Consider the following 12,398-nt stretch of genomic DNA (forward strand, 5'->3'; position numbering starts at 1 on the left):
ATGAACAGCAGCACGGGCTTCGCCGTCGAACTCCGCTCCGTCCGCCGGACCTACCGGCGCGGCCCCGAGCCGGTCGTCGGCCTCGACGACGTCAGCATCGGCTTCCCCTTCGGCACCTTCACCGCCGTCATGGGCCCCTCCGGCTCGGGCAAGTCGACGCTGCTGCGCTCGGCCGCGGGCCTGGAGGCCGTGGACGGCGGCGAGGTGCTGGTCGACGGCACCGCGCTCAACGGCCTGCGCGACCGGGCGCTGACGGTGCTGCGCCGCGAGCGGATCGGCTTCGTCTTCCAGTCCTTCAACCTGCTGCCCGCCCTGACCGCCGCCCAGAACGTGGCCCTCCCCGCCAAGCTGGCCGGCCGCCGCCCCACCCCCGCCGAGGTGACCGCCGCCCTGGCCGCCGTCGGCCTCGCCGACCGGGCCCGGCACCGCCCGGGCGAGCTCTCCGGCGGCCAGCAGCAGCGGGTGGCCATCGCCCGGGCGCTGATCACCCGGCCCGCCGTCCTCCTCGCCGACGAGCCCACCGGCGCGCTGGACACCGCCAGCGGACGCGAGGTCCTCTCCCTGCTGCGCGGCATGGCCGACGACCCCACCCGGGCCGTGGTCATGGTCACCCACGACCCGGTCGCCGCCTCCTACGCGGACCGCGTCGTCTTCCTGCGCGACGGCCGGCTGGCCGGCTCGCTGGAGCGGCCCACCGCCGAGCAGGTCGCCGCCCGGATGACCGCGCTGGAGGCCGTGCCGTGCTGACCCTCGCCATCGCGGGCCTGCGGCTGCGCTGGGCCTCCTTCGTCGGCAGCTTCGTCGCCCTGGCCTTCGGCGTCGCCCTGCTCGCCACCTCGATCCTGGTGATCGCCGCCACCGCCACCGTGCCCGACCAGGGCCGCCAGCGCTTCTCCGAGGCCCCCGTCCTCGTCACCGCCAACCTGAGCGTCGACCACCCGACCACTCACGGCGAGACCGAGCCGACCCAGGTCGCCACCCAGCCGGGCCTGCCCGTCCCGCTCCTCGCCTCCCTCGCGCAGACCGGCCGCACCGTCGAGGACCGCACCTTCTACACCCAGCTCGCCGACGGCCCCCGCTCCCAGGTCGGCCGCGCCTGGTCCGCCGCCGCCCTCGGCGGCTACCGGCTCGCCGCGGGCACCGCGCCCGCCGCCGACGACCAGATCGTCATCGGCGGCGGCAGCCCCGACCAGGTCGGCAAGCGCGTCCGGTTCGTCACCGCCGACGGCCCGCACACCGCGACGGTCTCCGGCGTCACCGAGGCGGAGGCGTTCGAGCACGCCGTCTTCTTCGCCGACGCCCAGGCCGCCCGGTTCTGCCCCGCCGTCGGCGTGCTGGCCGCCTTCGGCCCCGCCGAGGACGTGCGCCGGGTCGTGGACGCCGCCGGGGGCGAGAAGGTCGCCCGGGTGCTCACCGGCGCGGAGCGCCGCCAGACCGACCCGCACTACGCCGAGGTCAGCCACCGACTGGAGGACGTGCAGACCCCGCTGGGCCTGTCCGCCGCCGTCTCCAGCGGCACCGCGGTGTTCGTCGTCGGTGGCACCTTCGCCCTCTCCATCGCCCAGCGCCGCCGCGAACTCGCCCTGCTGCGCCTGGTCGGCGCCACCCGGCGGCAGATGCGCGCGCTCGTCCACCGCGAGGCCCTGGTCGTCGGCCTGCTGGCCTCCGCCGCCGGATGCGCGCTCGGCGCCGCCGGGGTGGCCCCCGCCGCCCGCTGGCTGATCGACCACGACATGGTGCCCGCCGACTTCACCGTCCCCGTGACGTGGTGGGGCCTGCTGGCCGCGGCCCTGACCGGACTGCTGACCGCCATGGGCGGCGTCGTCCTCTCCTCGCTCAAGGCCGGGCTCGTCCGCCCCGCCGAGGCGCTGGTGGAGGCGGACACCGAACGCCGCTCGCGGGTCGTGCTCACCCTCCGCTGGATCTCCGGGCTCAGCGTCCTGGGCACCTCGACCGCCGCCGTCTGGATCGTCGCCCACTACTGGCCCGACGCCCCCGCCAACGCCGCCGACTCGCTCGCCCTGCTGCTCGGCGTCGTCGCCGGATGCGTCCTGCTGGCGAGCGTCCTCGCCGGGCCGGTCATCCGGCTGCTCACGCTTCCCGCCATCGCGGCCCGGGGCGTCGTCTGGACGACCGCCCGCCAGAGCGCCCTCACCGCCTTCCGCCGCACCGCCGCGACCGCCACCCCGGTCGTGCTGATCGTCTCCTTCGCCGGCTGCCTGCTCGGCAGCATCGACACCGTCAACCGCTCCCAGGTCTCCGAGGTCCGCGGCCGCCTCGCCGCCGCCGACCTCGTCGTCACCCCGGCCGGCACGCCCGGCCTCAACCGGGCCGTGGTCGACCGCGTGAGCGCCGTACCAGGCGTACGGGCGGTGGCCGTCACCCCGACCGCCCTCATGGCGGACACCGACGACGGCGCAGCCCTGGTCCCCTTCCGCGCCGCCACCGCCGACCCGGCCGCCCTCGCCGAGGTCGACCGCCTGCCCCTCGTCGCGGGCTCCCTCGCCGACCTGCGGCCCGGCTCGGTCGTCCTCAGCCGCACCTGGCCCGGCTCGCCCCGGGTCGGCGACCAGATCCCGGTACTCCTCGCCGACGGCACCCCGCGCACCCTGCGCGTCGCCGCCCGGCTCGCCACCGGCGCCGAGACCACCCAGGCCTGGGTCACCACCCCCGACGCCGTCACCTCCGGCATCACCGGCCCCGCCCTCGCCCAGCAGATCGACATCCGCCTCCTGCCCGGCACCGACCCCCGCCAGGCGTCCGACGCCCTGCGCGCCGCCGTCGACGGGCTCGGCGCCCGGCTCGCCACCCCGGAGGAGGTCTGGTCCGCCGGCGCCGACGCCACCGAGAAGGAGGCGTGGAACGCCCTGCTGATGATCCTCGGCCTGACCATCTGCTACGCGGCCGTCGCCCTCGCCAACTCCCTCGTCATGACCGTCACCGACCGCCGCCGCGAGTTCGCCCTGATGCGCCTCGCCGGCGCCACCCGCACCCAGGTGCTGCGCACCGTCGCCGTCGAGACCCTGCTGTCCGTCGCCGCCGGCACCGTCCTCGGCATCCTCGGCACCCTCATCAGCATCGGCGGCTCCTGGTCCACCCTCACCGACCTCGTCGGCCCCACCCCCGCCGTCATCCCCTGGACGGTCATGGCCACCCTCGCCGCCGCCTGCGCCCTCATCGCCCTCCTCGCCACCCTCCTCCCCACCACCCTCGCCCTCCGCCCCCGCGAAGGCCAGCCGATCACCCTCGAAGCCGCCTGACCATGCACCTGTACGGCGTCATGGCACCGACGTCCCGGTATCCCAGAGCTTCGTACATCCGTACCGCCGCCTCAGCCTCCGGCCGGACCGCCAGGGTCACCCGCTCGGCATCGATCCCTTCGATGACGGCCGCGTGCAACTCCCGTCCGAGCCCGCGACGCCGGTACTCCGGAGCGACCGCGATCTCCCGCACCACGAACGTGCGCCGCCCGTCCTCCCGCGTGAACTCCGGATCCAGCCCGAGACGGTCCCACCACCGACTCCCCGACTGAAGAAGCACCCCGAACGCGAACCCCACCAGCCCGCCGGACCGCGCGAGAACCAGCCGGAACCCCGGCATCGTCCGGAACCTCTCGTAACCATCCAGGAAGTCCGCCAGGTCACGCGGCCCCTCGAAATAAGGCGGCTCCGCAAACACCCGCTCATAGAGCGGGGCGATCTCGTCCAGCGCCCGCGCCGCGCTGGCGGCACCGGTGACAATCTCGAAGTCGGGATTCTCCACGGCTCTCCTCCTAGGCGATCAAGTGGGCAGTACTGGCGGCGGCCAGAGCAGGGTTAAGGGCTTGGAGGCGGGAGTGTGCCTCCTGCATCGAAGTCCGAGCTCGGCCCGAGGAGACCTCACTCAGCAGCACAGCCCCCGACGCGATTTCGTGAGCGGCTTCCTCTGCTTCCCCCGCTTGTGCGAGCGCTCCGGCCAGGTTGAAGCGCACCAGCGCCTCGTTTCGCGCGTAGTTGGTCTCCTGGTTGCCGAGCGAGCGCCTAAGCCATTGAACAGCCGCCTTGTGATGCCCGGCTTCGGTGAACAATGACGCCTGCGCGAGCGCCAGCTCCGCAGGACCATGGAAGACGGCCCAGTCGGGTACCGACCGTGTTCCGCGCTCCTGCTCGTAGCATCGGGCGGCCTGCGCGAGAGTCGAGCGCGCGCTGACGTGGTCACCGAGCATTGCCAGTGCTCGCGCTTCCCTCGTCATCAGAATCGAAGTCAGCGAGGGTGGGGCCCACGCCCTGGCCTTCTCCTGAGCACGGCGGGTCAGTTCGAGAGCCTGTGCCGGCTCGCGCTCGCGGAGGTTCATCAGCGCCATCGAGGCCAGCACCACGACCTCGAGCGAGTCGTCCTGCAACTCCTCAGCGCGTACGAGGGCGTGGCGCCAGTACGTCCGAGCGCGGCCATTGTCTCCAGCGTCGAAGGACAGCCACGCAACATGCTCAGCTGTCTCCCCGGCAATCAGTCGGAGTTGCCTGCCGATCGTACCGGGATAGACGGTCGTGGCGATGAGCCGTTCAGCACGTGCTAGGTGGGCCTGCGCCAAAGGACCGACGGTGGCACCGCCGAACCGATCGTCCAGGCCGTAGAGGGAGGCGAGACCAGATCGCAGGTCCATGACGGTCTCGGTGCCGATTCGGGCTGCGGGAACGGCAGCGGCAGCGGCAGCGCCACCGGCCATAGCTAGGAACGATCGGCGGTTCACGTCTTCTCCCAACTCCTCTCTCGGTGTCGGCACGGTTCCTGATCTGCGATGGTCGGGGACGGTGAAGCCCGCTTGCTCCAACGGGATACCCAGCATCGCCTCGAGAACGCGCTGACGCCCTGGCTGTGGGCATGGAGGCAGCGGCTGCCGCCAGCGATGGAACTGGCGATCACTCACCTCCTCGTTCTCGCCCAGCTTGCGCGCCGTTGCCGCGTACACCTGCCTGAATCTCGCAGGGCCACCCCAACCGAACTCGTTGCACAGGCGAGTGAATTGTGTATCCACATCGCAGACGGTAACGCGCCGGCTGCTGGCCGTGCAGACCTCGGCGGACGGAAAAGTCCGTCGAAAAGTCCGCCCCTCCCTCGCCATTGATCTTGCAATGGCGGTCAACTGGTGCCCAGCCATTCTGCGTGACGAAGGGACTACTCATCGTCACATCTCGCTGATGGCACCCGTCGCGCCGTGTCACTGGCTGCTTCAGTCGGTGCGTCGGTGTGTCGGTTACCTCTGCAAACGCGAAGACGAACCGAGAGGAGTCCACGACATGGATGAGAAGAACGGCACCAACAACGGGTCCGGTGACCACAACGGCGACGAGCAGAAGTCCGAGTAGCTCACACTCTGACGGCTACCCATGACCGGGGTGTGCTGTGGCGGCTCTCGCTGCCCCTGGCCAGCGAGAGCCGCCATTCCAACCCCTGGCGTGCCGCGAAGGCACGACGCCAGTCGAGAGCGCGCAGTCTAAACCTGCTCACCTCGCGTGCTCCCTTTCGCCCCTCTGAGGTGCCCCGTGCCCAAAGCCTGCCGCCCCCGTGCCTTCGCCGCGCGTCTCGACTCGTGCGTCGAATCCACGTCCCTCGCGCGGAACTTGCTCCGTGCGTACCTCTCCGCCCTCCCCGCCGGCGACCGTTTCCGCGATGTCGCCGAACTCCTCCTGAGCGAGTTGTTCGCCAATGCCGTGCAGCATTCCGACGCGGAGGATGACCGGCTCATCGAGGTCCGGTTCGCCCTCATCGGCAACCTCCTCCGACTCGAAGTCCACGATGCCGGAGGCGGCCGCGCGACCCTCCGCGCCGCCCACCCGAACGACGAGAGCGGACGCGGGCTCTTCCTCGTCAGCGAACTCTCCGAGCGCTGGGGCTGCTGCCCGCGTGCCGGCGGGGTGGGCAAGTTCGTCTGGGCGCTCGTCGCACCCTCCTTCTCCTCCGCTCACTCCCTCGTCACCACCTGAGAGCCCACTGCCGATGCCCTCGATCCGCCTCACCATGCTCGCCAAGCACGCCCTGGCCCGGGGTAGCACCCCCGCCGAGACCTACGCCCTCCTCGCACACCGAAGCCGCAAGCCCCTGCCCTCCGCCCGCGCCGTCTGCCTCGCCCTCGACATCCCTCTTGCGGAGACCACGCGCCGTCTCGACGACTGCTACGACGCCCTCCTCGCCAACCCCCGCCCCAACACCGAGGCAGACACCGGCGAAGTCCTCGAAGCCCTCGGCATCTTCGACATCCCCAAACAACTCGACGACCGCGAACTCGCGATCGTCGATCTCTTCCTCATCGCCATCGACGCCATGGGCGGCATCCGCGCCGGACACCAACACGGCCTGGAGCGCTGGTTCACCACCGGCAACCTCACCACCGCCTACCTCTCCCTCACCGCCGCCAGCCCCCTGAGCCCCGTCCGACGAACCCCTGATCACACCCCGAACTCCCCATCCCCGCCCTGCACACCACCAGGTGGGGACGGCAGAAGCATCCGCGCGCTACTTCCAGTGCTGTGGGTCTATGCGGGAACGCGACTGAGGGCGCGTCCGCCCTTGTTCCGCTACGGCCACGGTCCGTAGCTTGTCGTGCACCACCTAAAGAGGGGGCACAGTGAAGCTGACTGTGATCGCAGGCGGTCCTTTCGGCGCATTCGGTGACCGGAGTGGCAGTGGGGACTACCCGACCGTCTTCGTCACCGATCGAGGCACAATCGCCGTACAGGGACACGACGTTGGCCACACCACTCCGAGTGGGGAATTCGCAGAGTGGAACAGTGCTCGAACCTGAACATCAAAGGCGCCAGCGGAAAGACCTTGCGGAAGCCTTGAGGGGCCTCCGCAAGGCTTCCGGGCTTTCCGGCGAGCGGCTCGCGAAGCGCTGCAACATGAGCCAGTCGAAAATCAGTCGGATAGAAACCGGGAGGACTCTTCCCACAGTCGTCGACGTGCAATTGATCCTCTCAGCCTTCGAGGGCGTTCCACCCGAGGTGGCCGGGGAACTGCTCAACCTCGCCAGAGCGGCAAACGTCGACTACGTCGCCTGGCGCACCTACGCCAGGCTCGGTCTCTACCAGAAGCAGGCCGAACTCAAGGCATTGGAAGAGTCGTCACGTCTGATGCGGCACTTCCTCCCGGCGATCCCTACCGGGCTCCTCCACGTGCGCGAGTACGCCACGGAGACGTTGACTCCGACCGTCGGGAGCGCTCCGGCAAGGAATGTGGCCAGGGTGGTGCAGGCACGACTGGACCGGCAGTCAATCCTGGACGACCCTGACCGCCACTTCGTGTTCCTGTTGACCGAGCAAGCTGTCAGATGGCAACGGGCAAGCCTGCCGGTGATGGCGACCCAGGCGCTCCACATGGCTGCGGTTTCCGAGAAGCCCAACGTGGAGATCTCGATCATCCCGCAAGGCGTCCCGGTCCGTGGCACGCCGATGAATATCTTCGTGATCTATGACGATCGCCTGGTCACGGTTGAGTTGTTCTCCGGCGAGGTGGTTCTACGGAACCCGCAGGACATCGATCACCATGCAGAACTGTTCGACATGTTCCTCGGCCATGCCCTCACAGGTGCGGATTCCTCTGCATTCCTCCGAAAATGCGCGGACGATTTCATGCGGAAGCTCGACTGACCATGGACCCCGAAACTCGACACCCCTAGCGTGGTTTCTCGACGAACAGAGTCCCGAGAATCACCGGCACTGCGCAGGAAGTCGGCGCGGCCGACTTCCTGTACCACCCAAACTCCCGCCCCGACTGCGGCGGGTTGTCAGAACAAGGAGGACCCATGACCCGAACCCCCGCGCCCTGGGGCATCAGCAGGATGGGGCCGTACGCGGCCACCACCACGCTCCCGGCGCACACCCCCGTAATCGACCCCGAGACGCAGATCGCCGTCATCGTGGACGAGCACGGCCGAACCGTTGAACTGGGCAGCCACGGCACCAGCACGAGCGGCCTGACGCCCACCACGACCGCCCCGGGTGACGGGTCCAGCCCGGGTGGCGCCACCGACGCGGACAGCACCGAGTCGTACGACCAGGACCAGAGTTCCGGCTGATGCGTGACAGCAGGTCGGTGCTGGTGCTGACCAACCCCTACGACGTGACTGCGGACGTGGTGCTGCGGCTTCTCGCCGAGCGCCGGGTTCCCGTCGTCCGTCTCGACCCCGGCACCGACCTGCACGCGGGTGCCTCGCTGACCGCCACGTACGGTACAGGCGATCAGCGGGGCACCCTGCGCACGGCGAGCCGGGAGATCGACACCACGCGGATCCGGTCCGTGTGGGTGCGCAGGCCCTCGCCCTACGAAGGACCGCCCGATCTGACCGGCCAGGACCGCCGGTTCGCCGCAGAGCAGGCCCTGTGGGGCGCCGGGGGCATCCTCGCGTCACTGCCTGGCGCGCACTACGTCAATCATCCGTGGAGCAACCGGGCCGGCGAGTTCAAGCCCGCGCAGCTCTCGACCGCGCAGCGCTGCGGGTTCCTGGTGCCCAGTACGGTGATCACCGACGACCCGGACGAGGCGCGGACGTTCGCCGCGCAGCAGTCCGGCGGAGTGGTCTACAAACCCGTGTGGAACTCGCGCTACCGCGCGGACGATCAGCCGCACAGCGTATGGGTTCGGGAGGTCCACGCGGCGGAGATCACCGACGCCGTGTCCGTCTGCCCCCACATGTTCCAGGCCAAGGTGGACAAGGCGTTCGACGTGCGGGTGACCGCTGTGGGCCGCCGACTGTTCGGGGTCCGGATCGACAGCCCCGATCTCGACTGGCGTTACCGTCAAGACCTGATGACGTGCACACCGATCGCGGCACCCGCGCCGGTCTCGCGTGCGGTTGCGGCCTATCTCGCCGAACTCCGTTTGCATTACGGCGCGTTCGACTTCGCCGTGACCCCTGCGGGTGACTGGTACTTCCTTGAGTGCAACCCGAACGGCCAGTGGGCCTGGCAGCCGGCGCAGACCACCGCCGCCATCGCCCGAGCTCTCACCGACCAACTGGAGAAAGGCCCCGACACGTGAGCACATCGGCTCGGCTTCGCAGCGCCCTGGCGGACAGACTCGCCGAGGACGGCACCCTGACCGAACCCGAGTGGCGCAGCGCAGCCACCACGGTTCCCCGCGAGCTGTTCACGGGGGCCTACCTCCTGCCGGTGGCGGGCAGCGTCCCCACCAGCTACCGGCCCGTCCGTGAGGGCGATCCCGGGTGGCTGGAGGGCGTCTACTCCGACGAGACGCTGATCACCCAACTGGACGGCCGGGTCAGGCCCGACGACGTGACCGAGGACGCCGTGACCGGCTCCCCGTCATCATCGTCCACCCTGCCGTCCCTGGTGCTGCGGATGTGGCAGCAACTAGGCGCGGAGGCCGGTCACCGGGTGCTGGAGATCGGCACCGGAACCGGGTACTCGACCGCCCTCGGCGCGCACCGCCTCGGGGACGCCAACCTGACCAGCATCGAGTACGACCCGGTGGTCGGAGGAGCAGCCGCCACGGCGCTCAAGACGGCCGGGTTCTCGCCCCGGCTGATCATCGGTGACGGGCTGCGCGGCGACCCTCAGGGCGGGCCGTACGACCGGCTGATCGCCACCTGTTCGGTCCGGTACGTCCCGCTGCCCTGGCTGCACCAGGTGAAGCCCGGTGGGAAGATCTTGGCCACCCTCTCCGGGTGGAGCTACGCGAGCGCTCTGGCGCTGCTCGACGTGACCGGCCCCGGAGAGGCCACGGGCCGTTTCCTCCCCGGGTGCACCAGTTTCATGATCGCCCGACCGCACGACCGGCCGCCCCGTCCGACGCTGGCCCTGCTCCCCGGAGAGGAGCGTCCGAGTCAGATCGACCCCGCCAAGCTCGACGACTGGACCGGCGGTTGGGTCGCCCAGCTCGCGGCCCCCTCCGCCGAACGCATGGGGGCAGGGGCCGAACAGATCCTCTGGGACGTGGCCACCGGTTCGCAGGCCCGGACGACCCCCAACCCTGACGGCGGGTGGACCGTCGTCCAACGCGGCCCCGTGTGTCTGTGGGACCGGGTGGAACGAGCCGTGCAGCAGTGGCATGCCGCCGACGAGCCGCGCCAGGAACAGTTCGGGATCACGGTCTCGGCCGCCGGACAGCGCGTATGGCTCGGCTCCGAGGACGGCCCCGGGTGGGACCTCCCGATCTGATATCGGGCCTGCGCCACCCAGACCACACGCCGCAGCTGGACCTGCCCGCCCGGGCGGGATCAGGCTCCGCGTGCCCCGCCCGGCTGGGCGGGGCACGCCGAGGCCGGGGGCGGGCACCCGCCGGAAGGCGGGTGGGGGGTGGATGGTGGGGAACGGCGGAAGAACTCCTCAGCGAAGCGGATGATGCGCGGGTGTTCACCCGGCACCTAGGCATACGAGCACACAACCACCCCCCGCGCGTGGCATGAGCGGGCCGGGCGGCGCCCCGCCGCTAGCGTGGCCGCATGGGCGTCGTGCAGGGACTGGATCTGGCCGGGTTGCGCCGGGTGTACGGGCGGACGGGCAGTCGGCTGTTCTACACCTGGGTGGCGCGCAACGCCCGGCACTGGGGGTGGACGGAACCGGGGCAGTCGAAGTGGCGGCTGTGGCGCGCGCAGCGGCAGTTGCAGGACGTGCTGGGCCGCAGGCTCGCCCTGCGGCCGGGCGCGCGGGTGCTGGACGCCGGGTGCGGGGCGGGGGTGGTGGCCCGGGCGATGGCCACGCGGTTCGGGCTGGTCGTGGACGGCGTGGACGTGCTGGACTTCCACCTCGCCGAGGCCCGCCGCCTGAGCGAGCGCGCCGCGCTGGGCGTCCGTACGGTCTTCACCTGGGCCGACTACCACGATCTCCCGTACGCGACGGGTGAGTTCGACGGCGCCTACGCCATGGAGACCCTGGTCCACTCCTACGACCCGCCCCGCGCTCTCGCGGAGTTCCACCGGGTGCTGCGCCCCGGCGGGAAGCTGGTCCTGCTGGGCCCGATGGCCACCGGCCCGCTGGAGGAGTTGCCGCCCGGCAAGCGCGAGCTGCTGGAGCCGTTCCTGGACGCGATGGCGATGACCGGCGCCCGGGTCTTCCACGCCGGGAACCTGTCGCGGCTGCTCACCGAGGCCGGGTTCGAGGTGGAGGAGGCCCTGGACGCGAGCGCGTACTACGCGCCGACCGCCGAGGCGGTGCACACCGCCTTCCGCCTGCCGTGGGAGGTGCTGCGCCGCTGCGGCGATCCGGCGCGGTGGCTCAATCTCCGTTCCACGGTGGAGATGTACGACGTACGGGAGTGCGTCGCCTGGTACGTTCACACCGCCGTCAAGCCCGCGAGGTGACCCGAGCCATGGCTTCCCCGCTCCCCTACCCGTCCGGCTGGTTCTGCGTCGGCCGCGCCCGCGACCTGCCGCCGGGGCGGGTGCGGACGGCCCGCCTGGCGGGCGAGGACGTGGTGATGTACCGGACCCGCCGGGGCGCCGCGCGGGCGGTCGGGCCGCACTGCCCGCACCTGGGGGCGCACCTCGGGGCCGGCGGGCGGGTCCGGGGCGAGGAACTGGTGTGCCCGTTCCACGGGTTCGCCTTCGCTCTGGACGGTTCCTGCCTCGGTGCCCCGGACGGCACTCGACTGCGCGCCGCACTGACGCTTCGTCACTTCGCCGAGCGCGACGGCATCCTGTTCGTCTGGTGCGGCGATGGGGCGCCCTCCTGGGAGCTGCCGCCGCCGGTCGGGGTGCGCCCGCTCGCCTGGTGGAGCGGGGAGTTGCGCTCGCACCCGCAGGAGGTGATGGAGAACAGCGTGGACTTCCGGCACACGGTGGTTCTGCACGACCTGGACACCCGGGAGACCGCCCCGCCGGAGGTGGACGGCCCGCTGTTCACCGTCCACCAGCGCACCGTCACCCGCTTCCCAGGGCTGGGCGCGGTCAGCCTGGAGCAGCCGGTGGCCCTGGCGGGACTGGGCCTGATGCGGCTGACGGCCGAACTCCCGCAGCTGGGGACCACGTTGCGGGTGTGGGTGATGCCGACACCGCTCGGCCCGTGGCTCACCCGGGTGCGGTTCGCGGTGACGAGCACGGTGCCGCTGCCGGGATCGATGCCGGGATCGGTGCCGGGGCCCGGTTCGCTGAAGGCCGTCGACCGGGCGGCCTCCTGGCTGGCCCTGCAGGCGTCGGTGCGGATCATCAAGCAGGACCGGCCGGTACTGGAGCACAAGCGCTACCTGCCGCACCCCCATCTGGTGCCCGGGGAGCGGTCGATCGGCCTGTTCCGCCGCTGGGCCCGCCAGTTCTACCCGCAGGACGCGCACTAAGTCTCGCCCGGCGCCGCGAGGGCCTCCCACACCGGGTCGGGCAGCCCGGGTACGGACCGTCCTTCGGCCTGCCAGCGCCGGGCCAGCTCGGCGTAGATGGGCACCTCCGGATCCTCGGCCGGCGGGCGCTC

The 12,398-nt window shown here is 71.2% G+C and carries 12 protein-coding genes; 10 read left to right on the plus strand and 2 right to left on the minus strand.

All coding sequences use genetic code 11. The features are described 5' to 3' along the window. Both ACIBCA_RS30490 and ACIBCA_RS30495 read left to right on the plus strand, forming a co-directional pair. On the plus strand, positions 1-747 hold the full coding sequence (locus ACIBCA_RS30490) for an ABC transporter ATP-binding protein (RefSeq protein WP_396286255.1): 747 nt from the start codon (positions 1-3) through the stop codon (positions 745-747). Then, a complete protein-coding gene (locus ACIBCA_RS30495) occupies positions 741-3,260 on the plus strand; it encodes an FtsX-like permease family protein (protein ID WP_396286256.1) in 2,520 nt (839 codons plus the stop codon). Before ACIBCA_RS30490 ends, ACIBCA_RS30495 begins: the two co-directional genes overlap by 7 nt. Here ACIBCA_RS30495 and ACIBCA_RS30500 read toward each other — a convergent pair. Next, on the minus strand, positions 3,241-3,762 hold the full coding sequence (locus ACIBCA_RS30500) for a GNAT family N-acetyltransferase (RefSeq protein ID WP_396286257.1): 522 nt from the start codon (positions 3,760-3,762) through the stop codon (positions 3,241-3,243). The two genes, ACIBCA_RS30495 and ACIBCA_RS30500, sit on opposite strands and share 20 nt — an antisense overlap. Positions 3,763-3,772: 10 nt before the next feature. Then, the gene (locus tag ACIBCA_RS30505) at positions 3,773-4,948 is read right to left on the minus strand and encodes a hypothetical protein (protein WP_396286258.1); all 1,176 of its coding nucleotides are present in this window, start codon (positions 4,946-4,948) and stop codon (positions 3,773-3,775) included. A gap of 574 nt (positions 4,949-5,522) precedes the next feature. On the opposite strand from ACIBCA_RS30505, the gene ACIBCA_RS30510 reads away from it, so the two are divergent. From ACIBCA_RS30510 to ACIBCA_RS30545, 8 genes are all read left to right on the plus strand, one after another. After that, on the plus strand, positions 5,523-5,963 hold the full coding sequence (locus ACIBCA_RS30510; protein ID WP_396286259.1) for an ATP-binding protein: 441 nt from the start codon (positions 5,523-5,525) through the stop codon (positions 5,961-5,963). 13 nt (positions 5,964-5,976) lie between these two features. Continuing rightward, entirely contained in the window at positions 5,977-6,573 is a 597-nt protein-coding gene (locus ACIBCA_RS30515) for a hypothetical protein (RefSeq protein WP_396286260.1), read from the plus strand. 194 nt (positions 6,574-6,767) lie between these two features. Next, positions 6,768-7,625 carry a helix-turn-helix domain-containing protein gene (locus tag ACIBCA_RS30520; protein WP_396286261.1) on the plus strand — a complete coding sequence of 286 codons (858 nt, stop codon included), beginning with the start codon at positions 6,768-6,770 and terminating at the stop codon, positions 7,623-7,625. A gap of 155 nt (positions 7,626-7,780) precedes the next feature. After that, the gene (gene tgmA, locus ACIBCA_RS30525; RefSeq protein WP_396286263.1) at positions 7,781-8,053 is read left to right on the plus strand and encodes a putative ATP-grasp-modified RiPP; all 273 of its coding nucleotides are present in this window, start codon (positions 7,781-7,783) and stop codon (positions 8,051-8,053) included. Continuing rightward, a complete protein-coding gene (gene tgmB / locus ACIBCA_RS30530; RefSeq protein WP_396286264.1) occupies positions 8,053-9,015 on the plus strand; it encodes an ATP-grasp ribosomal peptide maturase in 963 nt (320 codons plus the stop codon). The genes tgmA and tgmB overlap by 1 nt, the downstream gene beginning before the upstream one ends. After that, the gene (gene tgmC, locus ACIBCA_RS30535; RefSeq protein ID WP_396286265.1) at positions 9,012-10,154 is read left to right on the plus strand and encodes an ATP-grasp peptide maturase system methyltransferase; all 1,143 of its coding nucleotides are present in this window, start codon (positions 9,012-9,014) and stop codon (positions 10,152-10,154) included. Before tgmB ends, tgmC begins: the two co-directional genes overlap by 4 nt. Before the next feature lie 284 nt (positions 10,155-10,438). Further along, positions 10,439-11,296, plus strand: a complete 858-nt coding sequence (locus ACIBCA_RS30540) for a class I SAM-dependent methyltransferase (protein ID WP_396286266.1) — start codon at positions 10,439-10,441, stop codon at positions 11,294-11,296. 8 nt (positions 11,297-11,304) lie between these two features. Then, positions 11,305-12,267: an aromatic ring-hydroxylating dioxygenase subunit alpha gene (locus tag ACIBCA_RS30545; RefSeq protein ID WP_396286267.1), complete on the plus strand. Its 963-nt coding sequence runs from the start codon at positions 11,305-11,307 to the stop codon at positions 12,265-12,267. Positions 12,268-12,398 lie beyond the last annotated feature (131 nt).

The sequence above is a fragment of the Kitasatospora sp. NPDC051170 genome, from assembly GCF_044455705.1.
Lineage (GTDB): Bacteria > Actinomycetota > Actinomycetes > Streptomycetales > Streptomycetaceae > Kitasatospora.